This window comes from Xanthomonas sp. 4461 (assembly GCF_024806475.1).
Taxonomy (GTDB): domain Bacteria; phylum Pseudomonadota; class Gammaproteobacteria; order Xanthomonadales; family Xanthomonadaceae; genus Xanthomonas; species Xanthomonas arboricola_F.
In genome coordinates, this window is record NZ_JANTYV010000001.1 from 48,154 (window position 1) to 73,144 (window position 24,991).

At 65.9% G+C, this 24,991-nt stretch carries 23 protein-coding genes; 12 read left to right on the plus strand and 11 right to left on the minus strand.

Annotated elements, in window-relative coordinates:
• Window positions 1–107: 107 nt before the first annotated feature.
• From FHY19_RS00225 to FHY19_RS00235, 3 genes are read right to left on the minus strand one after another with little or no spacing between them, the layout of a single operon-like run.
• Window positions 108–2,225, minus strand: coding sequence for an EAL domain-containing protein (locus FHY19_RS00225; protein WP_259150629.1), 2,118 nt, complete (start codon window positions 2,223–2,225; stop codon window positions 108–110).
• Window positions 2,222–3,151, minus strand: a complete 930-nt coding sequence (locus FHY19_RS00230) for a phosphate/phosphite/phosphonate ABC transporter substrate-binding protein (protein ID WP_259160708.1) — start codon at window positions 3,149–3,151, stop codon at window positions 2,222–2,224. Before FHY19_RS00230 ends, FHY19_RS00225 begins: the two co-directional genes overlap by 4 nt.
• Before the next feature lie 51 nt (window positions 3,152–3,202).
• Complete coding sequence (locus FHY19_RS00235; protein WP_259160710.1) at window positions 3,203–3,967, minus strand: RNA methyltransferase; 765 nt, start codon at window positions 3,965–3,967, stop codon at window positions 3,203–3,205.
• Window positions 3,968–4,083: 116 nt separating this feature from the next.
• Here FHY19_RS00235 and FHY19_RS00240 point away from each other — a divergent pair, with 116 nt between their 5' ends.
• The gene (locus FHY19_RS00240; RefSeq protein ID WP_259160712.1) at window positions 4,084–4,917 is read left to right on the plus strand and encodes an inositol monophosphatase family protein; all 834 of its coding nucleotides are present in this window, start codon (window positions 4,084–4,086) and stop codon (window positions 4,915–4,917) included.
• A 157-nt stretch (window positions 4,918–5,074) separates the two neighbouring features.
• Here the strand turns inward: FHY19_RS00240 and FHY19_RS00245 are convergent, their stop codons facing one another.
• Window positions 5,075–5,686, minus strand: a complete 612-nt coding sequence (locus FHY19_RS00245) for a superoxide dismutase (protein ID WP_259160713.1) — start codon at window positions 5,684–5,686, stop codon at window positions 5,075–5,077.
• A 263-nt stretch (window positions 5,687–5,949) separates the two neighbouring features.
• On the opposite strand from FHY19_RS00245, the gene FHY19_RS00250 reads away from it, so the two are divergent.
• Complete coding sequence (locus FHY19_RS00250) at window positions 5,950–6,390, plus strand: ribonuclease (protein ID WP_259160716.1); 441 nt, start codon at window positions 5,950–5,952, stop codon at window positions 6,388–6,390.
• The gene (locus FHY19_RS00255) at window positions 6,387–6,812 is read left to right on the plus strand and encodes a barstar family protein (RefSeq protein WP_259160717.1); all 426 of its coding nucleotides are present in this window, start codon (window positions 6,387–6,389) and stop codon (window positions 6,810–6,812) included. Before FHY19_RS00250 ends, FHY19_RS00255 begins: the two co-directional genes overlap by 4 nt.
• 211 nt (window positions 6,813–7,023) lie before the next feature.
• On the opposite strand, the gene FHY19_RS00260 is transcribed toward FHY19_RS00255, so the two are convergent.
• Complete coding sequence (locus FHY19_RS00260; protein ID WP_259160719.1) at window positions 7,024–8,916, minus strand: ATP-binding cassette domain-containing protein; 1,893 nt, start codon at window positions 8,914–8,916, stop codon at window positions 7,024–7,026.
• 100 nt (window positions 8,917–9,016) lie between these two features.
• On the opposite strand from FHY19_RS00260, the gene dbpA reads away from it, so the two are divergent.
• A complete protein-coding gene (dbpA, locus tag FHY19_RS00265; RefSeq protein WP_259160723.1) occupies window positions 9,017–10,393 on the plus strand; it encodes an ATP-dependent RNA helicase DbpA in 1,377 nt (458 codons plus the stop codon).
• 312 nt (window positions 10,394–10,705) lie between these two features.
• Here the strand turns inward: dbpA and FHY19_RS00270 are convergent, their stop codons facing one another.
• Together FHY19_RS00270 and FHY19_RS00275 are read right to left on the minus strand one after the other, a co-directional pair.
• Window positions 10,706–11,266, minus strand: coding sequence for an adenine phosphoribosyltransferase (locus FHY19_RS00270; protein WP_259160725.1), 561 nt, complete (start codon window positions 11,264–11,266; stop codon window positions 10,706–10,708).
• A 92-nt stretch (window positions 11,267–11,358) separates the two neighbouring features.
• Window positions 11,359–12,915 (minus strand): protein adenylyltransferase SelO, encoded by a 1,557-nt coding sequence (locus tag FHY19_RS00275; RefSeq protein ID WP_259160726.1) that lies wholly within the window; start codon window positions 12,913–12,915, stop codon window positions 11,359–11,361.
• Between the two features lie 281 nt (window positions 12,916–13,196).
• Between FHY19_RS00275 and FHY19_RS00280 the strand changes: the two genes are divergently transcribed.
• Window positions 13,197–14,072 carry an alpha/beta hydrolase gene (locus FHY19_RS00280; RefSeq protein ID WP_259160728.1) on the plus strand — a complete coding sequence of 292 codons (876 nt, stop codon included), beginning with the start codon at window positions 13,197–13,199 and terminating at the stop codon, window positions 14,070–14,072.
• 125 nt (window positions 14,073–14,197) lie between these two features.
• Here the strand turns inward: FHY19_RS00280 and FHY19_RS00285 are convergent, their stop codons facing one another.
• Together FHY19_RS00285 and FHY19_RS00290 are read right to left on the minus strand one after the other, a co-directional pair.
• Window positions 14,198–14,896, minus strand: coding sequence for a glutathione S-transferase (locus FHY19_RS00285; protein WP_259160730.1), 699 nt, complete (start codon window positions 14,894–14,896; stop codon window positions 14,198–14,200).
• A 350-nt stretch (window positions 14,897–15,246) separates the two neighbouring features.
• Window positions 15,247–15,462 carry a cold-shock protein gene (locus FHY19_RS00290; protein WP_005923176.1) on the minus strand — a complete coding sequence of 72 codons (216 nt, stop codon included), beginning with the start codon at window positions 15,460–15,462 and terminating at the stop codon, window positions 15,247–15,249.
• Window positions 15,463–15,730: 268 nt separating this feature from the next.
• Between FHY19_RS00290 and FHY19_RS00295 the strand changes: the two genes are divergently transcribed.
• The 4 genes from FHY19_RS00295 (at window position 15,731) to FHY19_RS00310 (ending at window position 20,297) form a co-directional block, all read left to right on the plus strand.
• Entirely contained in the window at window positions 15,731–16,216 is a 486-nt protein-coding gene (locus FHY19_RS00295) for a YaiI/YqxD family protein (protein ID WP_259160732.1), read from the plus strand.
• 56 nt (window positions 16,217–16,272) lie between these two features.
• Window positions 16,273–16,821, plus strand: coding sequence for a YaeQ family protein (locus tag FHY19_RS00300; RefSeq protein WP_014503075.1), 549 nt, complete (start codon window positions 16,273–16,275; stop codon window positions 16,819–16,821).
• Complete coding sequence (locus tag FHY19_RS00305) at window positions 16,818–17,999, plus strand: NAD(P)/FAD-dependent oxidoreductase (RefSeq protein WP_259160733.1); 1,182 nt, start codon at window positions 16,818–16,820, stop codon at window positions 17,997–17,999. The genes FHY19_RS00300 and FHY19_RS00305 overlap by 4 nt, the downstream gene beginning before the upstream one ends.
• A gap of 228 nt (window positions 18,000–18,227) precedes the next feature.
• Complete coding sequence (locus FHY19_RS00310) at window positions 18,228–20,297, plus strand: EAL domain-containing protein (RefSeq protein WP_259160734.1); 2,070 nt, start codon at window positions 18,228–18,230, stop codon at window positions 20,295–20,297.
• A gap of 227 nt (window positions 20,298–20,524) precedes the next feature.
• Here the strand turns inward: FHY19_RS00310 and htpX are convergent, their stop codons facing one another.
• Complete coding sequence (htpX, locus tag FHY19_RS00315; RefSeq protein ID WP_259160735.1) at window positions 20,525–21,403, minus strand: protease HtpX; 879 nt, start codon at window positions 21,401–21,403, stop codon at window positions 20,525–20,527.
• 97 nt (window positions 21,404–21,500) lie between these two features.
• Between htpX and gluQRS the strand changes: the two genes are divergently transcribed.
• The 3 genes from gluQRS (at window position 21,501) to phaR (ending at window position 23,963) form a co-directional block, all read left to right on the plus strand.
• Window positions 21,501–22,400, plus strand: coding sequence for a tRNA glutamyl-Q(34) synthetase GluQRS (gluQRS, locus tag FHY19_RS00320; protein WP_259160737.1), 900 nt, complete (start codon window positions 21,501–21,503; stop codon window positions 22,398–22,400).
• Window positions 22,401–22,484: 84 nt separating this feature from the next.
• A complete protein-coding gene (locus FHY19_RS00325; RefSeq protein WP_259150649.1) occupies window positions 22,485–23,225 on the plus strand; it encodes a beta-ketoacyl-ACP reductase in 741 nt (246 codons plus the stop codon).
• A gap of 159 nt (window positions 23,226–23,384) precedes the next feature.
• Window positions 23,385–23,963: a polyhydroxyalkanoate synthesis repressor PhaR gene (phaR, locus tag FHY19_RS00330; RefSeq protein ID WP_259163754.1), complete on the plus strand. Its 579-nt coding sequence runs from the start codon at window positions 23,385–23,387 to the stop codon at window positions 23,961–23,963.
• A 55-nt stretch (window positions 23,964–24,018) separates the two neighbouring features.
• On the opposite strand, the gene FHY19_RS00335 is transcribed toward phaR, so the two are convergent.
• Window positions 24,019–24,981, minus strand: coding sequence for a TraB/GumN family protein (locus tag FHY19_RS00335; RefSeq protein ID WP_259160740.1), 963 nt, complete (start codon window positions 24,979–24,981; stop codon window positions 24,019–24,021).
• Between the last annotated feature and the right edge of the window lie 10 nt (window positions 24,982–24,991).

The window sequence follows — 24,991 nt, forward strand, 5'->3', positions numbered from 1 at the left end:
CCACGGCAACCACCCAGACCCAGCGCACCCTGCCGTAGGAGCGCACCCGGGCGCGACGGAGCCTTACCGACAAAGCCCCTTCGCGCCCTGGTGCGCTCCTACGCTGTTCAGCCCGCGGCGATCAGCTTGACCATGTCGGCCGGGCTCAACGGCCTGCTGAACCAGTACCCCTGCCCCAGGTCGCAACCGCGCTCGCGCAGCAGGTTGAATTGTGCTTCCTGCTCGATGCCTTCGGCCACCACGGTGATCCCCAGCGAATGGGCCATGTTGATGATGGCGGTGGTCAGCGCCAGATCGTCCGGGTCGCGCTGCAGGTCGGCGATGAAGCTCTTGTCGATCTTGACCCCGTCCACCGGCACCTGGCGCAAATGGCTCAAACCGGAGAAGCCGGTACCGAAGTCGTCCAGCCACACCTTCACCCCGGTGCGGTGCAGCTGATCGAGCAGGCTGGCGGCCATCATCTCGTCGCCGATCACCGCCGTCTCGGTCAGTTCCAGGTGCAGCCGCGCGGCCGGCAAGCCGGACTCGGCCAGGCACTCGGCCACGGTGTCGATCAGATCGCCGCTGCGCAGCTGGCGCGGCGACACATTGACCGAAATGAACAGGCCCTCGCCCACTTCCGGCCATTGCGCCGCTTCCAGGCAGGCCGCGCGCAGCACCTTGGGGCCGATCGTCTCGATCAACCCGCTCTGCTCGGCGATATCGATAAAGGTAGAGGGCGCAATCGTGCCCAGCGCCGGGTGCTGCCACCGCAGCAGCACCTCCACGCCCACCAGTACGCGGTCGCTGGTGCGGTAGATCGGTTGATACACCAGCCGCAATTCGTCGCGCTCCCAGGCACCGCGCAGCTCGTGCTCCATGTGCACGCGACGCTCCACCGCATGGTCGGCCGCGCGGCTGTAGAAGCGGTGGCAGTTCTTGCCGGCGACCTTGGCCTGGTACATCGCGATGTCGCCGTTCTTCAACAGCGCGGTGGCATCGTTGGCATCGTCCGGAAACAGGGTGATGCCGATCGAGGTGCCCAGGAACACTTCACGGCCCTGCACGTTCAACGGGCGGCTCAACTCGTGCACCAGGCGGTCCGCCAGCTGTGCGGCGAGCAGGCTGACATCGCCGCTTTGCAGCAGGATCACGAACTCGTCGCCGCCGAAGCGCGCCAGGATCGCATCGTCGCCACCCAGCGCCGAAACCGCGCGACTGATCCGGCTGGCGAACTGCAGCAAGGCCTCGTCGCCGGCCTCATGCCCTAGCGTGTCGTTGACGCGCTTGAAGTCGTCGATATCGGCAAACAGCAGCGCCAGCTTGCTGTTGCTGCTGCGTGCGGTGTTGAGCAGGTGGTCCAGCCCTTCGCGAAAACCGAGGCGATTGGTCAGCCCGGTCAGCGCATCGGTGTAGGCCATATGACGCACTTCGCGGTCGTGCCGGGCGATGCTTTCGCTCATGCGGCCGAAGGCGGAAATCAGCTCGCCGATTTCGTCGTTGCGCGGATGCGGCGGCAGTTGCACGGCATAGTCGCCACGCTCGATCTGGCGTGCGGCCGCAGCCAGCAACCGCACCGGCGCCACCAGCGTGCGCTGCACATAGATCGCCAGCAGCACGCCCAGCGCCACCAGCGCGGCCAGCAGCACCAGCAACCAGCCCAGATCGCGTTTGCCGATCGCATTGAGGTTCTCGACCAGGGTCAGGTTGGCGCCAGATTCGATCTTGCGCACCCGCTCGCGCGACATGCCCACGCGCACGCCGCCGATACGCTGATCGCCGACCTTGATCGGCACCGTCACGTCCAGCACCTCGGGCGAGGATTGCAGCAACATCGCCTGCGCCGCCACCGCCCTGGCCGCGAGCGGGTCGTTCATGCGCTGTCCGTAGCGCTGCAGGTTGGGCGTGCCGTCGTGCACCAGCAGGCCGCGCCGGTCGAACACCAGCACATACGTCACCACTTGCTGACGCGACGCATTGCGCACCAGCGCCCCCACCGCGCCCAGGTCGGAGTAATACAGCGGGTTGGCCAGCCCGGAGGCCAGCTCGGTCGCCAGCGTCTCGCCGCGGGTGCGCAGGCTGCGATCGAACAGCTCGTGCAGGATCTGCGCGCTCAGCCCGCGCACTTCGCGCTGCATCGCACTCTGGCGTTGCAACAGCGACGCCAGGATCGCGCCGACGAGCAACAGGGTCAGCGCCATGACCAACAGGAAACGTGCCTGCAACCCGAAGCGCACCTGACTCATTCCATTTCATTCCTGACGTGCTGCAGGCCGGTGCTCAATGCATCCAGACGCCTGCGACTCTCGCTATCCAGCGGGTAAAACGCGGTGGTGCCGAAAAAACGTTTGAGCGCCGGTGCGGCCTTCGGGTCGGAGGCGGCCTGCAGCAACACCGCGCGAAGGCGGCGCTCCACTGCCGGGTCCATGCCGGAGCGCACCATTTCCACCGCCCGCGGCACCGGCGCGCTGCGGTACACGATGCGGAAATCGCGTTTGAACACCGGCGGCAGATGCCGCTCGTCGTCCCAATCGAGATTACTGAAGGCCCCGGCATCGATCAGGCGCTTGTGCACGAAAGCGGCGATGTTCAATTTGGAGCCGACCATCAGATAGCCGACCGAACCAGGCACCTGGGGGTCGTCCGGCGACAGCAGCACATCGCAGGCAATGCCGTTGCGCATCAGCTCCAGCATCGGCACCAGATAGCCGCTGGTGGACGATGCATTCTGCAACGCCAGGCTATGCCCGCGCAGTTGCGTGAGCGACCGGATCGGGCTGTCGCGGCGCACGAAAAACACCGTATGGAAGTCGCGCACACCGCCCCGCTCGGTCATCAGCAAGGGATGTACGCCGCCGCGCCGCTCCAGCAGCATCGCCGCACCGGTGGTCTCGCTGACCCAGTCGACCCGGCCACGCCGCAGGTAACTGGACATCTGGCGCGCATCCGGCGCCATCAGGATTTCGCCCCGACGGATGCCCACCTCGCGCATGCGCGGCACCACGTAGTCCAGCAGCGGTTTGAGTTGATCGTAATGTGTGGCGGGGTCATCGCTGATCCGCCCGAGCACCAATACCGAGGAGGGCGCTGCCGCAGCCGTCACGGCCAAGCCTGCACCGGCCACCAGCCAGCAGGCAATCAGACACCATTGTAGACCGCGCAAAACGGACACTCCCCTAGAGCCGCGGACAGCCTAGCCGAATCTTTGAAGATGTGACAGACGTCAGTTTCCGGCACGCCTGGCCAGCATTGCCATGCGCTGCGCATCGGACAGGATGCCGCGGATCAGCCGCACCTCCTGCTCGGTCATCTCCGCGCGCAGCAGCAACCGCCGCAACTTGCGCATCGCCGACTCCGGCGCGCGGCCCTTGTGGAAGTCGATCTCGTCCAGGGTCTCGCCCAGCTGGCCGAACATGCCTTCCAGCTGCGCATGGCTGGCCGGCCCGTCGCGCAGGCCGGAGGCCGGTACCGGCACGGGGTCGGCCTCGCCGGCGGCCAATTGCGCCAGCCGCACCTCATAGGCCAGCACCTGCACCGCCGCCGCCAGATTGAGCGAACTGAACTGCGGGTCGGACGGGATATGTACCGCCGCATGGCAGAGCTGCAATTCGTCGTTGGTCAGACCGGTGCGCTCGCGGCCAAACACGAACGCCACCTCGGCCGGCTCGCCCGCCTTGGCCAGGGCGCGCTGCGCGCCTTCGTCCGGCAGCAATTCTTCCAGCGCCACACGGCGCGCCCGTGCAGTGCAGCCGATCACCAGCGTGCAGTCGGCCACCGCCTCGCCCAGCGTGTCGAACAGCGGCGCATTGCCCAGCACGTCCTCGGCACCGGCCGAGCGCCGATAGGCGTCTTCATCGAGCGCGCGCTCGGGGGCCACCAACACCAGCCGCGAGACACCCATGGTCTTCATCGCACGCGCGGCGGCGCCGATGTTGCCTGGATGCTGGGTACCGACGAGAACAAAACGGATGCGCTGACTGACGGACATGAACGGAGATTGGGGAGCTGTTCGGCCGTAGATGGTAAACTGCGCGGCCGGCTTTCGCGCCGGACCGCTCTTTTACCTTCGCCATTTCCGATTCTGCCTTCACGGGAGCTTTAACCATGCAGAAACCCGCCGTCACCGTCATGGTCAAAGCCGCCCGCCTCGCCGGCAATGTGCTGTTGCGCGGTATCAACAAGCTGGATGCACTCAACGTGGTGCAAAAGGGCCGCATGGACTACGCCAGCGAAGTCGATGCCGATGCCGAGAAGGTCATCATCAAGGAACTCAAGCGCGGTTACCCCGAGTACGCCGTGTTTGGCGAAGAAGGCGGCGTGCAGGGCGGCAAGAGTGGCCGTTACACCTGGGTCATCGACCCGCTCGATGGCACCAGCAATTACCTGCGTGGGTTTCCGCACTACTGCGTGTCGATCGCCCTGGTCGAAAACGGCGAACCCACCGACGCGGTGATCTTCGATCCGCTACGCAACGAGCTTTTCACCGCCAGCCGCGGCGCCGGCGCCGTGCTCAACGACCGCCGCATCCGCATCGCCGAGCGAAAGGATCTGGACGGCGCAATGATCCACACCGGCTTCCCGCCGCGCGAGCGCGCACGGATCAGTGCGCACCTGAAGTGCGTCGATGCCCTGCTGGTCCAGGCCGAAGACGTGCGCCGCACCGGCTCAGCCGCGCTGGACCTGGCGTATGTGGCCTGCGGTCGCGCCGATGCCTACTTCGAAGCCGGCGTCAAAGCCTGGGACATCGCCGCGGGCGTGCTGCTGGTACGCGAGGCCGGTGGCCGCGTCTGCGACTACAAGGGCGCCACTCCGCCGCGCATGGACAATATGGGCCCGGAGACCCAGCAGATCGTGGCCGGCAACATCAAGATCAGCGACGCGCTGCAGAAGGTCATCGTCAACACCGGCTACGCCCGCGAGTTCGACGCCAAGTTCTGATTGCCTGCAGGCAAACGCAGGAGCGCACCTGGGCGCGATGGGGCTTTATCGGTAAGGCTTCGTCGCGCCCAGGTGCGCTCCTACACGACAAACCGCAGCAAACAAAGAAGGCCGGGATCGCTCCCGGCCTTCTTGTGTCATAGCCTGCGCGCAGGACTCAGGCGATCGCAGCGTGGTAGCGGCGCTCGACTTCTTCCCAGTTCACTGCGTTATAGAACGCGCCGATGTATTCCGGGCGACGGTTCTGATACTTCAAGTAGTACGCGTGTTCCCACACGTCCAGGCCCAGGATCGGGGTATTGCCCTCAAACAACGGGCTGTCCTGATTGGCGGTGCTTTCCACCACCAGCTTCTTGTCCGGGGTCACGCTCAGCCATGCCCAGCCCGAGCCGAAGCGGCTGACGGCGGCCTTGGTGAAGGCTTCCTTGAACTTCTCGAAACCACCGATGTCCTTGTCGATCGCCTTGGCAACTTCGCCCTTGGGCTCACCGCCGCCATTGGGCGACAGCACGGTCCAGAACAGCGAATGGTTGGCGTGGCCGCCACCGTTGTTGCGCACCGGGCCCTGCAGGTTTTCCGGCAGGCTCTTCAGCTTGGACACCAAATCGTCGATCGGCAGGTCGGCGTATTCGGTCCCTTCCAGCGCCGCGTTGACGTTGTTGATGTAGGTCTGGTGATGCTTGGTGTGATGGATTTCCATCGTCTGCGCATCGATGTTCGGTTCCAGCGCGTCGTAGGCGTAGGGCAACTGCGGAAGGGTGTAGGCCATGCGTGTCTCCTGGACTTGCCGCCCGGCGAAGACCGGGCGTTGCGGGGTAGATGGTAAGGACGCCGACGGCGCTTACCAAGGGCAGCGGCAGGGAAACTTCATCCCATTCGAGCAGGGACCGCGCCCTGTTGGCTGCACACCTTGCACCAGCCCCCGGTTACTTGGATGTGAATCGCGCAGCCGCCCGGCCGCGTTCAAAGTCGACACAGTCGCGCGACGGCATACTTGCTCTGCCGCACACTCTTCGCTCCCGGAACGTCTTCATGCGCAAGCCCGCTTTGCTGATCGTCGCCATCGTGCTGCTCGTCGCCGGCTTGTGGGGCATGCGGGCATTGCAGACGCCCAAGCCGCAGTTTGCTCCGCAGCTCAGCGCACCGATCGCCGCCATACCGCCAGCGCGTCAGGTGCCGCACTTGCCGGCCTTTCTGCCGATCGAAGCCATGGCCACCATCGTCCTGATCCAGCGCGGCGGGCCGTTCCCGCATGCCCAGGATGGCAGCGTCTTCGGCAACCGCGAACACCGGCTGCCGGAGCGCCCGCGCGGCTACTACCGCGAATACACCGTCGACACGCCTGGCAGCACCGACCGCGGCGCACGCCGCATCGTTACCGGCGGCACCCCGCCGCAGACCTGGTACTACAGCGACGATCATTACCAGAGCTTCAAGTCGTTCCAGGGCCCGACACCGGAGCAGGCGCCATGAGCGCGGGCGACTTTGCGCTGGACCTGTCCGACCCGCAGCAATCGGGCGTCTATCAAGCCGACACCGACGATCTGGACACGATGGCTGCGCTGGCACGCGATGCCGGCCTGCGCATCCTGCGCGTGGATCTGGCCACCTGCAGCGACAAGCGCATGCTGTTGATGCGCCTGGCCACCCAACTGGACTTCCCCGCCGGCTTCGGCCGCAACTGGGATGCCTTGAGCGATGCGCTGCGCGATCTGGCGTGGCTGCCCTCCCCGCGCGGCTACGCGCTATTGATCGACGGCGCCGAGGCATTGGCGCAGGCAGCGCCGAGCGAGCGCGATACCTTGCTGGACATTCTGGACGAAGCCGCCACCAGCTGGGCCACGCGCGGACTGACGTTTGCAGCGTTCGTGGCGCCGGCCAGCGCTTGCGATTGAATGAGTCGGCTCACCATTGCTGCCTGAAGATGACAGGCGCGTTACCTGCATGCGCGGCGTCGCTTGCTTGTAGCTGAGCGCAACTTGCAAATGGCGGCATGAGGCGCGGCCTGCGAAGCGCAGTCATCGCCCGCAGGGACGCAGCGACGCCTGCGCGAACAAACAGCGCAGCGCGACACCCAAGGCCGGCACGCAACCGCGCGTCGGCGGACTACTCCAGCTCGCTCCAGCGCGCGTATGCCGCATCCAGCTGCGCCTGCGCGTCGCTCAATGCTGCGGTGTGCGCGGTCATTGCCGCACTGTCGCGCTGATAGAACCCCGGGTCGTTCATTGCCTCGGTCAGCGCGGCGACCTGCTGCTCCAGCGTCTCGATCAAGCCAGGCAATTGCTCCAGTTCGCGCGCCTCCTTGTAGCTCAGCTTGCGCTTGGGCGCGGCATCCACCGCTGCCGCCGCAACTGCCACGGGCGTGGTCGCTGCAGCAGTCGCCGAGGCCTTGGCGACCGCCATCGCGTTGGGCGCCGGGGTGCGCCGCTGCCGCAACGAATCGCTGTAACCGCCGACGTAATCGCCGATCAGGCCATCGCCTTCCATCACCAGCGTCGAGGTCACCACGTTGTCGAGGAAGTCGCGGTCATGGCTGACCAGCAGCAAGGTGCCGGTGTACTCGCCCAGCAGCTCCTCCAGCAACTCCAGCGTCTCCACGTCCAGATCGTTGGTCGGTTCGTCCATCACCAGCAGGTTGGACGGCTGCGCGAACAGCCGCGCCAGCAGCAGGCGATTGCGCTCGCCACCGGACAGGCGGGTGATCGGCGCGCGGGCGCGCTCGGGCGTGAACAGGAAGTCCTGCAGATACGCATGCACATGTTTGCGCTTGCCGTTGATTTCCAGGAAATCGCGGCCTTCGGCCACGTTTTCGATGGCGCTCCAGTCCTCGCGCAGGGTCGAGCGGTACTGATCGAAATACGCAATCTGCAGATTGGTGCCGATGCGGATTTCGCCTTCCTGCGCCTGCAGGTCGCCCAGCAGCAACTTGAGCAAGGTGGTCTTGCCGCTGCCGTTGGGGCCGATCAGGCCGATGCGATCGCCACGCTGGATGATGGTCGAAAAATCCTTGACCATCGTGCGCGCGCCGAACGCAAAGCCGACCTCCTTGGCCTCGATCACCTTCTTGCCGGACGACTCGCCCTGCGAGACTTCCATACGCACATTACCGGTCAGATCGCGCCGCTGCACGCGCTCGTTGCGCATCGACTCCAGACGCCGCACACGGCCTTCGTCGCGGGTCCGCCGCGCCTTAATGCCCTGGCGGATCCAGATTTCTTCCTGTGCCAGCATCTTGTCGAAGCGCGCATTTTCCTGCGCCTGCGCATTGAGCCGTTCTTCGCGGCGGCGCTCGTAATTGGCCCAGTCGCCCGGCCAGCTGGTGACCTGGCCACGGTCGATCTCGACGATGCGGGTGGCCAACGCACGCAAAAAGCGCCGGTCATGGGTGACGAACAGCACGCTGCCGTTCCAGCCTTTCAGGAACGACTCCAGCCAATCGATCGCTTCGATATCCAGATGGTTGGTCGGCTCGTCCAGCAGCAGCACATCCGGCGAGGACACCAGCGAGCGCGCCAGCAGCACGCGTCGCTTCATGCCGCCGGACAGCCGCGCAAATTCCGCATCGCCGTCCAGTTCCAGCTTGGTCAGCGTCTCGCCGACGCGCTGATCCAGCGCCCAGCCCTCGGCCGCGTCGATCTTGGCCTGCACCTTGCCGAACGCGTCGGCGTCGAACACCGCGGCATGGCTGAGCTGGTGGAACTCGGCCAACCAGTGGCCCAACTCACCCAGGCCATCGGCCACCACATCGAACACGCTTCCGCCGGTGCCCTGCGGCACCTCCTGCTCCAGCCGTGCAATGCGCACGCCCTGCTGCACGCGCACTTCGCCGTCATCGGGCTTGAGCTCGCCGGCGATCAATTTCATCAAGGTCGATTTGCCGGCGCCGTTGCGACCGATCAGGGCGATACGCTCGCCCGGCTCGATCGTGAGGTCGGTTTTTTCCAGCAACAAGGGGCCGCCGACGCTGTAGTCGACGCTTTGCAGAGTGATTAAAGGCATCGCGCAATTATACGGGATTGGTGATTGGGGATTCGGGAATGGAAAAGCCTCGCCGTTGCGATTCCCGATTCCCTACTCCCGATTCCCGCTAAAATGCGCCATGAACGAATTCTCCGCGCTGCCGCTGTCGCCGGCCCTGGCCCCCGGCATCGACGCCCTTGGCTACACCGTCCTTACTCCCATCCAGGCGCAAAGCCTGCCGCCGATCCTGCAGGGGCTGGACGTCATCGCCCAGGCGCCGACCGGCAGCGGCAAGACCGCCGCCTTCGGGCTGGGCCTGCTGCAGAAGCTCGACCCGGCGCTGACCCGCGCGCAGGCGCTGGTGCTCTGCCCCACGCGCGAACTGGCCGACCAGGTCGGCAAGCAACTGCGCAAGCTGGCCACCGGCATCCCCAACATGAAGCTGGTGGTACTGACCGGCGGCATGCCACTAGGCCCGCAACTGGCCTCGCTCGAAGCGCACGACCCGCAAGTGGTGGTCGGTACGCCCGGGCGTATCCAGGAACTGGCCCGCAAGCGCGCCCTGCACCTGGGCGGGGTCCGCACGCTGGTGCTGGACGAGGCCGACCGCATGCTCGACATGGGTTTCGAAGAACCCATCCGCGAGATCGCCAGCCGCTGCGACAAGCACCGCCAGAGCCTGCTGTTCTCGGCCACTTTCCCGGACATCATCCGCACGCTGGCGCGCGAGATCCTCAAGGACCCGATCGAAATCACCGTCGAAGGCGCCGACAGCGCGCCGGAAATCGACCAGCAGTTCTTCGAGGTCGACCCGACCTACCGGCAGAAGGCCGTCGCCGGCCTGCTGCTGCGCTTCAACCCCGAATCCAGCGTGGTGTTCTGCAATACCCGCAAGGAAGTGGACGAGGTGGCCGGCTCGCTGCAGGAATTCGGTTTTTCAGCGCTGGCGTTGCATGGCGACATGGAACAACGCGACCGCGATGAAGTGCTGGTGCGTTTCGTCAACCGCAGCTGCAACGTGCTGGTGGCCAGCGACGTGGCCGCGCGCGGACTGGACGTCGAAGACCTGTCGGCCGTGGTCAACTACGAGCTGCCCACCGATACCGAAACCTACCGGCATCGCATCGGCCGCACCGCGCGCGCCGGCAAGCACGGCCTGGCGCTGAGCCTGGTGGCACCGCGCGAGGCGGCGCGTGCGCAGGCACTGGAAGCAGAACAGGGCCAGCCGCTGAAGTGGTCGCGTGCGCCGCTGGCCACCGCCCGCCCGACGCAGCTGCCGCAGGCGGCCATGACCACGTTGCGGATCGACGGCGGCAAGACCGACAAGCTGCGCGCTGGCGACATCCTCGGCGCATTGACCGGCGAAGCCGGACTCTCTGGCGCGGCGATCGGCAAGATCGCCATCTACCCCACCCGCTCCTATGTCGCCATCGCCCGCGCGCATGTCGCCAAGGCGCTGGCGCACCTGCACGCAGGCAAGATCAAGGGACGCCGGTTTCGGGTCAGCAAGCTCTAAGCAACAGTCGCAGCCTGCGCGGGCGCACGAACCTTGCAGCGGTGCTGGTCGAGTCCAGCGAGTCTTGCTACACACGAGGCGGCCGGTGCAATGCCGGCCGCGTGCCAGGCGTTGTTGGCGTGACGGCGTTGCATGCACCGGCAACCAGCGCCTGTCGCAAGCCACGATCAAGACCGACTAAACGCACACCAGCGATGAGCGCTTGGCAGGCAGCCGAGCATGGCGGAAAGCCGCGATGAAGGTGCGTGCGGCACAGTCCGAACACCGATCGCGTCGACCTTCCGCCAAGCGCGCTCGGCCGGTCGGTCGACCTCAGTAAGCCAAGGTCGCCAGCAGCGGCACATCGTTGGCCCATTTCTCGCGGCCCTGCAGCGCCTTCAGCTCGACCAGCACCGCCGCGCCAACGACCTCCAGCTCCAGCTGTGCGGCCAGCGCCAGCGCGGCACGCAGCGTGCCGCCGGTGGCCAGCACGTCGTCGACAATCAGCACGCGCGCGCCGCGCGGCAGCGCGTCTTCATGCATTTCAATGCGATCGGTACCGTATTCCAGCGCATATTCCTGGATCAGCGTCCGCCCGGGCAGCTTGCCCGGCTTGCGCACCGGCACGAACCCGGTACGCAGTTCGCGTGCCAGGGCTGCCCCGAGGATGAAGCCGCGCGCCTCGATGCCCAGCACCGCATCCAGCGGCGTGGTGCGCCAGGGCTGCGCCATCTCATCCAGCGCAGAGGCGAAATCCGGGCCGTCGGACAATAGCGGCGTGATGTCCTTGAACACGATCCCCGGCTTGGGAAAGTCGCTAATGTCGCGAATCCGTTCCGACCAGTGATTGGGGCCGGAGGCGTTGCTGCCGGCGCAGCGGGTACAGTCTGTCATGGTGGGATGGCGTCGTTGCCAGTGGGGACAGCCCTATTCTAGGCTGCGCAGCCCTTGGCGCGGCAGTTACAGCGCCCGTGCGTCTGAGCGCGTCAGGAACTGCAGGACAGCATCGAACACCCGGCGCGATCGCGCGCCCACTCCGGCCGGCGGGCTGCGAACGCGGCATTGCCTGGCTGGTCGTCATACGGCCGGCGCATGACCTCCAGCAAATCCTGTACGCCCGATGGATCGCCCTGCTCGGCCTTGTCGATCGCCTGCTGCGCCAGGTAATTGCGCAGCACGTAACGCGGGTTGGCCAGGCGCATCCGCTCGCGCCGTTGTTCCGGCGACAAGCTGTCCTGCTGCAACCGGAGGGCATAGCGCTGCAGCCAATCGTGCAGCTGCGGCGCATTCGCCTGGCGCTTGTCGTCGTCGTAGAACGCATCGCGCAGCAACTGCGGATCCGGATGCTCGGGTGTGACGTCGAGCAAGGCGCGGAAGGCCAGCGTCATGTCCATTTCCGCGTCGCGCATCAGCGCGCGCAGTGCATCGATCAGTTGCAGGTCCTCGTCGCGGCACTCGGCCAGCCCCAACTTGGCGGCGGTGTCGTTGCGGTCGCAGGCCAGATACGTATCGCGAAAGCGATCCAGCCCCTGTTGCAAGGCAGCGGCGTCGGCGAACAGCGGCGCCAGCGCCTGCGCCAGCCGGCCCAGGTTCCAATACGCCACCTGCGGCTGGGTGCCGAAGCGATAGCGGCGGCCCTGCGCGTCGGTGGTGTTCGGGGTCCAGTCCGGGTCGTAATCGTCGACCCACCCATACGGGCCGTAGTCGATGGTCAGGCCCAGGATCGACATGTTGTCGGTATTCATCACCCCGTGCACGAAGCCCACCCGCATCCAGTGCGCCACCATCACCGCCGTGCGTTCGCAGACCTGCGCGAACCAGGCTGCGTACAACGCCTCGCCCGTACCTTGCAGTTCGGGGAAATCGCGCGCGATGGTGAAGTCCGCCCATTGCCGCAGCAGCGCCATGTCGCCGCGCACGCTCGGCAATTCGAAATTACCGAAACGGACGAACGATGGCGCCACCCGGCATAGGATCGCTCCCGGCTCCCGCTGCGGCCGGCCGTCGTAGAACATGTCGCGTACCACTGCATCGCCGGTGGTCACCAGGCTCAGCGCACGCGTCGTCGGCACGCCCAGGTGATGCATCGCTTCGCTGCACAGGAATTCGCGAATCGACGAACGCAACACGGCCCGGCCATCGGCGCCGCGCGAATACGGCGTGGGGCCGGCCCCCTTGAGCTGCAATTCGTGGCGCCCGCCATCCACACCGACCGCTTCGCCCAGCGAAATCGCCCGGCCGTCGCCCAGTTGGCCGGCCCAATGGCCGAACTGGTGCCCACCGTAGTTGACCGCCCATGGCTGCATGCCCGGATACAGCGCATTCCCGCCAAAGACCTCGGCAAAGCGTGTGCTGGCAATCTCGGCCGCATCGAATCCAAGCAGCTGCGCCATCTCCAGCGAGTAAGCCATCACGCGCGGTGCGGCGACCGGCGTCGGCAACACCGACGACCAGGCCGCGCCGACCTCGCGACGGCGCGGCCCGTGCTCCGGGTCGCCGGGCAACTGCTGGCGCAGGCGATTATCAAAATGCAGGTCTGTCATGCGCCAAGCCTAGGCCAGCGACGGTGAACTTGGCATGGGCGGCCGCCGCATCCGCGCTGGCGGGCGCCTCGTATTCTCCACTTCGCATGCCGACACCAAGCGAGCTCCTCCTGCACATGCTGGCGACAACAGATCAACGCTAATACGCAGCGCCATCGCCACGCTCCCGTAGCTGCGACGCAGTTGCGGATGCCACCACCGAACAAGGCGGAACGATTCAACACGCGTCGCCCGTCGTCAGCCGCCTGGCTCCGCACCTCTTCCCTCAACCGACATCGCCCATGCCTCTTCGTGCCTCCCGCTGGATCCGTCCCGCCATCCTGCTGCTTGGCTCCCTCACGTTGACGGCCTGCAGCAGCGTGTTCTTTGGCGGCATCAATGCCGTCTCCAGTCGCGAGGGCGTTGTCGAACATCCCAACCAGGTGTTCGATCCGGAGCACGGCCTGGCCCTGGATGTCTACCAGCCACGCGGTGCGGTGGGTGCACCAGTGGTGGTGTTCTTCTATGGCGGCACCTGGAAACGCGGCAAGCGCGCCAACTATCGCTGGATGGGTGAGGCCCTGGCCCGTCAAGGTGTGGTCGCAATGGTGGCCGACTACCGCAAGTACCCGCAGGTGGGGCTGCAAGGCTTCATGGCCGACGCCGCCCGCGCTACCTCATGGAGCGCCCAGCATGCGCGCGAATATGGCGGCGACCCCAAGCGACTGGCGGTGATGGGGCACTCGGCCGGCGCCCATATCGCCGGTCTGCTGGCGACCGATGGCCACTGGCTACAGGCGCAAGGCCTTCAGCCCCAGCAGCTATGCGGCTTTGTCGGCCTGGCCGGCCCCTACGATTTTCTTCCAATGACCGACCCCGAACTTGTCCAGATCTTCGGCACCTCGCAGGACGAGCAGGCCAGGTCGCAGCCGGTCCTGCATGTCGACGGCAACGAGCCGCCGATGCTGTTGTTGCATGGCGATGCCGACCGCGTCGTTGAGCCACAGAACAGCACCGCGCTGGCTTCGGCCATGCGTGGCGAGGGCAAAAACGTACAGGTCAAGCTCTACCCAGGAGTCGGCCACATGGGTCTGGTGCTCGCCTTCCGCAAGCCGCCGGCCGACTCGCCGGAACTGCGCGACACCCTGCACTTCCTTCGTCAGTGCCAGGCACCCTGAGGTGGAGCTGGCGCACGTCATGTGCCACTGAGCAACTGCTGCCTCGGCAAGCCTGCTGGTTCAGCAGGCGCCGCCGGTACAGCAAGCACGCGGCTGGCAACGTCATGCCGTTGCCGGCCCTGGCATCAGTCGTTGCTATTGCGGCCCATCAGCGCATAGGGGCCACCCTTCTTCAGTGCAGCCTGGTACGCAGGGCGCGCCTCGATCCGCTCCAGGAACGCGCGCAATTGCGGGTAGCTCTCCAGCCCGCCGCCGCGTGCGGCGGCAGCCTGCGCCGGAAAACTCATCTGGATGTCGGCAGCGGTAAAGCGTTCGCCGGCAAACCAGGCGTTGGCCTGCAGCGACTGTTCCATCCAGTCCAGATGCAACTTCACCTGCGGGCCGACAAAACCCGACATCGCCTTGTCCACGATGGCACGCGCGATGGGTTTGGCAAAGAACGGCATCGGCGCGCTGCGTATACGAGCGAAGATCAGCGTCATCAGTAGCGGCGGCATCGCCGAGCCTTCGGCGTAGTGCATCCAGTAGCGGAACTGCTGACGTTCGGGTGAGTCGATGGGGCGTGCAGGCGGCGACAACGCGCATTCGGTGTCGTAGCGCTCGGTCAGGTAGTCGAGGATGGCGCCCGACTCGGCGATGGTCAGGTCGCCATCGACGATGACCGGCGACTTGCCAAGCGGGTGGATCGCGCGCAACTCCGCCGGGGCCAGCATGGTCTTGGGATCGCGCTCGTGGCGTACGATCTGGTAAGGCAGTGCCAACTCTTCGAGCAGCCACAGCACGCGCTGCGAACGGGAGTTGTTGAGATGGTGAACAGTGATCATGGCAAGCGGCCGCACACGGAAAGCGTCATCCTAACCATCCGGACGTCGTTGCCGTGCGCAAGCCGTGCCGCGGCCGCGATGTAGTGCGCCGCGCAGTGGCCCAGCCATTTGCCTGCTCGCGGCGAGCAACGCTCCACATGCGGGCCGGCGTCTGTTGCAGTCGGTGCCACGTAGTCGATGACGCCCGGACGAAAATTCGGCAGGCCGCAGAAATCACCCACGGCCTGGATGCAGAAGACCAGCCATCTCCGATGACACAAGCCCCGCTGCACAGGGTACGCAGCGGACAATAAAAAACGCCGGCCGCTTGCGCGACCGGCGTTTTTGGCAACCCTAAGGTTGCAGACGGATTAGACCGCCTGCACCTGGTCAGCCTGCATGCCCTTCTGGCCCTGCACGGCGACGAAGGTGACCTTCTGGCCTTCCTGCAGCGACTTGAAGCCGGTGCCCTGGATGGCACGGAAGTGCACGAACAGGTCCGGGCCGCTTTCCGGGGTGATGAAGCCGAAGCCCTTGGCATCGTTGAACCACTTCACGGTACCGCTCTGACGTGATGCATCTGACATTTTACTAACTCCTGAACTATAAATGGATAAATCGCAGCGTCCGAAAAGCCGGAGCTGAGACTGAGTTGCAGGCGTTGGTAAAGCGGAACGATGAAGCGAGATCTGTAACGATCCGGCTGCACCAGGCCACGATTCACGGTGACCCTTGCAAACACAGTGCGTGCACAGTACTCGTGTTTTCGGCAAAAAGCGACACCTTGCGTCAAATCTTTTGCCGTCAGGCCAAATCCGACTGTCTGTCGGGCCCATCCCCATCCACAATCACTCGATGAATACGCCTCCAACACCGACACGCGCGCAGATCTGGGTCGATGCCGATGCCTGCCCTGCGGTGATCCGCGACATCCTGTTCCGCGCCGCAGCACGCACCGGCATTGCCGTGACCCTGGTCGCCAACCACTATCTCAGTACGCCTTCCCTGCCCCATGTACGCGCCTTGCAAGTGCCCGGCGGCCCGGACGCGGCCGACGATGCGATCGCCGAACGGGTGGCCGCGGGCGACCTGGTGGTGACCCAGGACATCCCGCTGGCTGCGCGCGCGCTGGAAGCAGGCGCCGCGGCGGTCGGGCTGCGCGGCGAAGCGTTCACCAGCAACACCATCGCCGAGCGCCTGTCGGTGCGGGGCTTCATGGAAGAGCTGCGCGGTGCCGGCATCACAACCGGCGGGCCAGCGGCGCTGCATGCCCGCGATCGCCAGGCCTTCGCCGCCCAGCTGGACCGCTGGCTGGCCGCGCAACCGCGCGCGCAGACGTAACGCGCCGTAGCTGGGGCGGACGCGTATTATGAGCGCCCTTTGCAATCGGCATCCTGATGGCCCTCACCGCCACCGTCCGCAGGGCGGAGCTCCAGATCAGCGACATGGACCGCGGCTACTACGCCAACCATTCGCTGACCCTGGCCCAACACCCTTCCGAAACCGACGAGCGCCTGATGGTGCGCCTGCTCGCGTTCGCCCTGTTCGCCGACGACCGCCTGGAATTCGGCCGCGGTCTCAGCAACGACGACGAGCCCGACCTGTGGCGGCGCGACTACACCGGCGACCCGGACCTGTGGATCGACCTCGGCCAGCCCGATGAAAGCCGCGTGCGCAAGGCCTGCAACCGCTCGCGCGAAGCGGTGGTCATCGGCTACGGCGGTCAGGCTACCGAGACCTGGTGGAAGAAGCACGCCAACGCCATGGGCCGGCACCGCAACCTGCGCGTGATCGAACTCGACTCCCAGGCCACCGAAGCGCTGGGGGCGCTGATCCAGCGCGGCATGCGCTTTGACGTGATCATCCAGGACGGCGAAGTGCAGATGCTGGCCGACCACGGCAGCGTCACCCTGACTCCGATGGTGCGACAAGCGCCGGCCGAATGAACATGCGGTGCGACGTGCTGGTCATCGGTGCCGGGGCTGCCGGCCTGATGAGCGCCTTCACCGCCGGCCGGCGTGGCCGTCACGTACTGGTGCTGGACCACGCCAACAAGGTCGGCAAGAAGATCCTGATGTCCGGCGGCGGGCGCTGCAATTTCACCAATACCGGGACCGCGCCGGGCAACTTCATTTCCGCCAATCGCCATTTCTGCAAATCTGCGCTGGCGCGCTACAGCCCGGGCGATTTCGTCGAGCTGGTGGAGCGCCATGGCATCGCGTATCACGAAAAAGAGCTGGGCCAGCTGTTTTGCGACATCTCGTCCAAGCAGATCGTGCGGCTGCTGCTGGACGAGTGCGAGGCGGCCGGGGTGCAGATCCACACCCAGTGCGAGGTGCGCTCGGTCCGTCGCGACAGCGACGGTTTCACGCTCGACACCAGCCTGGGGCGCGTGCAGGCGCAATCGCTGATCGTCGCCACCGGCGGGCTGTCGATACCCAGCATGGGCGCCAGCGGCTTCGGCTACACCCTGGCCAGACAATTCGGCCATGCGCTGCTGCCGACGCGCGCCGGGCTGGTACCGCTGACCTTGAGCGGCAAACATCAGGAACGTCTGCAGGACCTGTCCGGTCTCGCCCTGCCGGTGGAAGCGCACTGCAACGGCGCCAGCTTCCGCAACTTCATGCTGCTCACCCATCGCGGCGTCAGTGGGCCGGCGATCCTGCAGATCTCTTCGTATTGGCAGCCTGGCGACGACTTGCGGCTCGACCTGCTGCCGGGACACGACGCGGGCGCGTGGCTGCGCGAGCAGAAACAGCAGCGCGGCGCCACCGAGCTGCGCAATGTGCTGGGCGATGTGCTGCCGCGACGCTTTGCGCAACGCCTGTGCGAGGTGTGGTTGCCGGACAAGCCGGTGCGCCAGCTGGATCCGCCGCAGTTGCAGAGCGCGGCCGAGCTGCTCTCTGCCTTCCCGCTGATCGCCAGCGGAACCGAGGGCTACCGCACTGCTGAAGTCACCCTCGGCGGTGTCGATACGAATCAGGTCTCCAGTGCGACCATGGAGTCGCGGCTGGTGGCTGGCCTGTACTTCGTCGGCGAAGTGCTGGACGTCACCGGCTGGCTTGGGGGATACAACTTCCAGTGGGCCTGGGCATCGGGCCATGCCGCCGGCAGCGCAGCCTGACCACGCCGCATGGCATTGCGCAGCACCGACTGCGCACGCAGTGAGCGATGCAGCGTGATTGCCGTGGCGTCCGCGAGGATCGACGCACCAAGGCCCGGTCGCGGCTCTGCGCGAGTTCACCGGCGGCCCATTACTTGCGCCACGTCTCACACTGGATGCGGCATGATCCACACACATGGACGTGCCAAACCCCTTCGTGTATTAAAGCCCGTCTCCAGGGAGCCGCGCATGCAAAAAGGCAAAGATCTCACCCTCCGCCTGATGATCGTCGATGACAGCGTGGAGAGTGCCGAGACCATCGTCACCGCGCTGCGCAACGGCGGCATCGCGGTACGTCCGTCGCGGCCGCAAAACCAGGAGGAACTGGCCAGCATGCTGTCGGGCCAGATCGATCTGGCCATCCAGGGCCAGGCCCAGCAGGTGCCGATGAGCGCGCTACAGGCGCAGATCGCCGGCAGCGGCAAGGACATTCCGATCATCCTGCTGGCCGAGCGCATCGAGGAAAATGCAGTGGTCGAGGCCGCTGCGCATGGTATCCGTGCGATCGCGCTGCGCCAGCGTCCGGAACATCTGCTGGCCCTGGTGCGTTCGGAGTGGGCCGACCTGCAGGCGCGTCGCGGCCTGCGCCGCATCGAAGCGCAGATGCGCGAAACCGAGCGGCGCTGCGATGCGCTGATCGCCTCCTCGCGCGACCCCATCGCCTACGTGCACGAAGGCATGCATATCCGCGCCAACGAGGCCTATCTGGAGATGTTCGGCTTCGAGTCGTTCGACGATGTCGAGGGCGTGTCGTTGCTGGACATGATCGCCGCGCAATACGTGGACGACTTCAAGCAACTGCTCAAGGCCATGGCCAAGGGCGAGCCGCCGCCGGCGCAGTACAAGGTCGACGCACGCCGGCTGGAAGGCGACACCTTCCCGGCGACGATGGAATTTGCCACCGCCACGTATGAAGGCGAGCCATGCATCCAGGTGGTGTTCCGCCGCCGCGAGGAGTTCGACCCGGAACTGGCGCGCGAGGTCGAAGACCTGCGCCAGCGCGACCAGGTCACCGGCCTGCTCAACCGTCCCACCTTCATGGTGGCGCTGGAACAGGCGGTGGCGCGCGCCGGCCGCAGCGAAGGCCAGTCCGGCTTCCTGCTGATCGAGCCGGATCACTACAGCCGCATCCTTCCCGAGATCGGCCTGGACTCGGCCGACGCCTTGATCGCGGCCATGGCCGCGCACGTGGCCGGCATCGTCGATGAGAGCGTGGTGGCTGCACGCTTCGGCGAGCACAGCTTTGCCCTGTTGCTGGACGGCAACTACGCACGTACCCACGCGCTGGCGGAAACGGTGCGCGATGCATTCGCGCAGCATGTTTTCAGCGTCGGCTCACGCTCGGCCACGGTCACGGTGAGCATTGGCGGCGTGCAGATCGGCGAAAAGATCGCCAGCATCGGCCAGGTGCTCAATCGCGGGACCGAAGCGGTGCGTACCACTGCCGAACTCGGCGGTAACGCGGTCAGCATCTACGACCCGGCCGCTGCCGACCGGGCCGAGGAAGAGCGCATCGAGCGTTGGGTCGCGCAGCTGCGCGAGGCGCTGGTCGGCGATGGGTTCCTGCTGCATTACCAGCCGGTGCTCAATCTGCAGGGCGAGCCGCTGGAGCTGTATCAGGCGTTCCTGCGCCTGGATCGCAACGGCGAGATGATGTCGCCGAATGCCTTCATGGCCATCGCCGAAGAGCACGACCTGATCACCGAAATCGACCGCTGGGTGGTGGCGCGCGCCATCCGTCAGCTCGGCGAGCGGCAACGTGCGGGACACACCACGCACCTGCTGGTGCGCATCGGGCCGAACTCGTTCTCCGACCCGCAGATGATCGACACCATCCGCGAGCAGTTGGCGGTGTACGGCGTGCCGGGCGAGCGCCTGTGGTTGCAGACGCCCGAATCGAAGGTGTTTACGCATCTGCGTAATGCGCAACAGTTTCTGGCGGCAGTGTCGGCGATGGGCTGCAAGGTCGGGCTGGAGCAGTTCGGTTCGGGCCTGGATTCGTTCCAGCTGCTCGCGCATTTCCAGCCGGCCTTCCTCAAACTGGACCGCGGCATCACCGGCGACGTCGCCTCGGCCCGCGAGAGCCAGGAAAAGATCCGCGAAATCACCTCGCGCGCGCAGCCGGCCGGCATTTTGACCGTGGCCGAATTCGTGGCCGATGCGCAGTCGATGAGCAGCTTCTTCAGCGCGGGCGTGGATTATGTGCAGGGAGATTTCGTCGCACCCACCGGCCCGCTGATAAACTACGAATTCGGCTGATCCAACCGAAACCGGTCACACAGGACAACAAAAAACCCGCAATGCGCGGGTTTTTTGTTGTCTTTCAACCCGATACCTGGTCGGCTGGTTTCCGACCAGTCCATGCAGCGGGCACTGTTTGGCTGAACCCGGGCGGCGCGCTCCTGTAGCCATTGCACCAATGACCGATGCTGATTGCTGCAGCGGCTTCCGCATCACACGGAGCCGCCGCGATCTTGCGGTGCCGCTTACAGTGCCGCAGCATTGGCCGCCCGCAGCGCGGTGATGCGCTCGGTCAGCGGCGGGTGGCTCAGGAACAGGCGACGCAAGCCGTCGCCGACGCCACCGGAGATGCCGAACGCCTGCACCTGCGAGGGCAAGGTGCTCTGGCCATGGTTGAGCGACAGCCGCTCCAGCGCGGCGATCATCTTGTTGCGTCCGGCCAGCTGCGCGCCACCGGCGTCGGCGCGGAACTCGCGACGGCGCGAGAACCACATCGCGATCATGGTCGCGAACATGCCGAGCACCATCTCCAGCGCGAACACGATGACGTAGTACGCAAAGCCGCGGCCGCCCTCGCGGTTGCCCGACAGGGCGCTGTCGATGACGCCGCCGACCACACGCGCCAATACGATCACGAAGGTATTCAACACACCTTGCAGCAGCGCCATAGTCACCATGTCGCCATTGGCGACGTGGGCGATCTCGTGGCCGAGCACTGCCTCGGCTTCGTCCTGGCTCATGTTCTGCAGCAGCCCGGTGGAGACCGCGACCAACGCATTGTTGCGATTGGCGCCGGTCGCGAAGGCATTGATTTCCGGGCCCTCGTAGATCGCTACTTCCGGCATGCCGATGCCGGCGGCCTGCGCCTGACGCCGCACCGTCTCCAGCAACCAGCGCTCGGTCGGTGTGCGCGGCTCGGTGATCACCTGCGCGCCGGTGCTGCGCTTGGCCATGAACTTGGACAGCAGCAACGAGACGAACGCGCCGCCGAAACCGAAAATGGCGCCCATCACCAGCAGGCCGCTCATCTGTGCGGAATTGACGCCCAATACCGACATCACAATGCTGGCGAGGAACAACACCGCCAGGTTGGTCAGCAGGAACAGGAAAATGCGGTTGAACATGACGCGCTTGCTCCACTCATCGGGGGTGACCTGCTGCGGATCTGCGGCCGTCGCAGCTTGAAATCAAGCAAGCACCTGACCGACGATTCAGCTGTCTATGCCACAATCTCTCTACCGCGGCCGCTTCGCGCCCTCCCCGACCGGCCCCCTGCACTTCGGCTCGCTGCTGGCGGCATTCGGCAGTTGGTTGCTCGCCCGTCATGCCGGTGGGCAGTGGTGCGTGCGCATCGAGGACATCGACCCGCCACGCGCCGAGCCGGGCGCGTCCGAACGCCAGCTGCGCAGCCTGGCCGCGTTCGGGCTGACATCCGACCTGCCGGTGATCCGGCAATCGGACCGCGATGCGCACTACAACGACGCAATCGCCACACTGCTGGCGAGCGGGCTGGCGTTCGAATGCAGCTGCAGTCGCGCCGATCTGGCCCGGATGGACGGTATCCACCACGCCTGCGTGGCGGCGCTGGGCGACCGGCGCGCGGTGCGCCTGCGCGTGCAGCCTCAGGACCCGGTCGGCTTCGACGATGCGCTACAAGGCCACGTACGGCAGGACGTCTACGCCGACGTCGGCGATGTCGTGCTGCGTCGCGCCGATGGCTACTGGGCTTACCAGTTGGCGGTGGTGGTGGACGATGCTGCGCAGGGCATCACCGATGTCGTACGCGGCGCGGACCTGCTCGACTCCACCCCGCGCCAACTCCTGCTGCAGCGTGCCCTGGACTTGCCCCAGCCACGCTACCTGCACCTGCCGCTGATCCTCGATGCCGATGGCCGCAAATTATCCAAATCGCACGGCGCGCCCGCAATGGACGACGCCGACCCGTTGCCGGCGCTGCGTGCCGCCTGGCAGGCACTGGGCCAGCCGCCGTCGGCCCTGCCGCAGCAGGCAGGCATCGATGCGTTGCTGCGGCATGCCGTGCAGCATTTTTCGCCCGAGCTGCTGCCGCGCACCGCCACCCTGGGCAGCGATGGGCGCGCATCGCAGCCCGGGCGTGACTAGAATTGCGACCCAGCACCGGCATCCGGGCGCGGCGTCTGCGCCGGCTTCCCGATCCCCCGGCCTTCCCCGCTTAATGGAGTCGTCATGACATCTCGCGTCGCATTGGTCACCGGCGGCACCGGCGGTATCGGTACCGCCATCTGCAAGCGCCTGGCCGACCAGGGCCACAAGGTGGCCAGCAACTTCCGCAACGACGAAAAGGCGCGCGACTGGCAGCAGCGCATGCAGGCGCAGGGTTACGCATTTGCCCTGTTCCGTGGCGATGTGGCCTCGTCCGAGCACGCGCGCGCCCTGGTCGAGGAGGTGGAGGCCTCGCTGGGGCCGATCGAGATCCTGGTCAACAATGCCGGCATCACCCGCGATACCACCTTCCACCGCATGACCGCCGAGCAGTGGCACGACGTCATCAACACCAACCTCAATTCGGTGTTCAACGTCACCCGCCCGGTGATCGAAGGCATGCGCAAGCGCGGCTGGGGCCGGGTCATCCAGATCAGTTCCATCAACGGGCTCAAGGGCCAGTACGGCCAGGCCAATTACGCCGCGGCCAAGGCCGGCATGCACGGCTTCACCATTTCGCTGGCGCGCGAGAACGCCGCCTTCGGGGTCACCGTCAACACGGTCTCGCCCGGTTACGTGGCCACCGACATGGTCATGGCGGTGCCGGAAGAGGTCCGCGCCAAGATCGTGGCCGATATCCCCACCGGGCGGCTGGGCCGCCCGGAAGAGATCGCCTACGCGGTGGCATTCCTGGTGGCGGAAGAGGCTGCCTGGATCACCGGCTCCAATCTGGACATCAACGGTGGCCACCACATGGGCTGGTAACGTTTGCTGCAACTTTGCGGTGCAGCATGGATTTTGGATAAAAACCATGCTGCGCAACATTTTTAATGTGTCCGCTTAAGCAAATAAGGCCGTTTGGCTGTTGCAACCGCTGCTGCGCTGCGCCATCCTGCGCGCACTATCAGTGTGAGTGAACGTTCCATGGCCGGACTTCGCATCATCAAGAAGTATCCCAATCGCCGTCTCTACGACACCGAGATTTCCAGCTATATCACCATCGAAGATGTGCGCCAGTTGATCATCGACGGCGAGGAGTTCGAAGTCCGCGATGCCAAGAGTGGCGAAGATTTAAGTCGTGCCGTCTTGCTGCAGATCATCGCCGACCGCGAACAGGACGGCGAGCCGATGCTCTCCACCCAGTTGCTGAGCCAGATCATCCGCTTCTACGGGGACTCGCTGCAGGGCTTCATGGGCAATTACCTGGAACGCAGCATGCAGGTGTTCCTGGACCAGCAGCAGCAGTTCCGCCAGCAGATGGGCAACCTGCTCGGGCAGACCCCGTGGGCGATGATGAACCAGCTCACCGAGCGCAACCTGGAGTTGTGGCAGGAATTCCAGCGCAACTTCGGCGCCGGTTTCGGTCGTCCGGGCGGCCCCGGCACGCCGCCGACGCCGCCTGGCGCCGGCAGCATGGGCAGCGGCCCGATGGGCACCGGCACGCACGGTGGCGCATCGAGCAGCCACACCGGCACCACCGGCAAGGCGCGCAACCGCGGATGAGCTCGCTCCTCGCGCCTTCCAGCCTGCGTGGCTGGAGGCGCGACCAGACGCTTGATTAGTGGCCGGCCTGCTGCGCGCAGGCCGAGCAGATCCGCTGCACGTGGTAGCCACGCGCACGCAAGCGCTCCACGACTCCGTCGTTGCCCAAAAGATGCAGGGCGCCCACCACCACCAGGGTGGTTCCACTGCGCTTGCCCAGCTGCTTTTCCAGCCGCGGCACCCAACGCGCATTGCGCTCGACGTTGATGTCCTGATACAGCGCCGGATACTGGCGGCGCATGTCTTCGGCCATCTGCGTCGATAGCGTGTGCACGTCGCCATCGCGCCAGGCCGCATGCAGCCGACGCAGCTGATCGGTGGTATCGGCCTCGTCCAGCGCCTCTTCCAGCAGCTGATGCTGCTCGGTGGGCGACATGCCATCCAGCAGGGCGATCTGTTCTTCGGCGCGCTCCAGGCCGTCGGCGGGCTTGCCCCTGGCCTGCGCCTGATCCATCAGGTAATGATCCAGGCCCGCGTTCGGGTCCATGCCTTGCCGGGTCATTTCGGCCAGGCTGACCGACAGTGCGACGAACCACGGTTTGAGCGACTGCAAGGCATCGATCGACATGCCGTACTTGCGCGCGTAGGCACTGAGTGCCTGCCAGGTCTTTGCATCCAGCACATCCTGCAGAGTGCGACCATCGGTGCGTCGTGCCACTTGCAGCATGCGGGTGGCCAGCTGCGGCGATTGCGCATCGGACGGCGGCAGCTCGAACAGCAGACGGTCGGCCTTGGCGAATGCCTGCATCACATCCGGGGAAAGCGGGTAATCGCTGGGTTTGAGCACGTGGAACGAGCCCAGCAGGTAGAGCGTGCCGCCCTTGCCATCGACCTTCCACAGCAGCGGCACCGGCGGGCCGGCAGGCGCCCGGTCGGCACCACGCGCCCAGGCCGGTGCCATCGCCCCACCCCACAGCGCCAGACCGATCATCGCCCCGCCGCACCACGCGGCAACAAGCGCGCGCAGGCGCAGGCTCATCGCATCACCT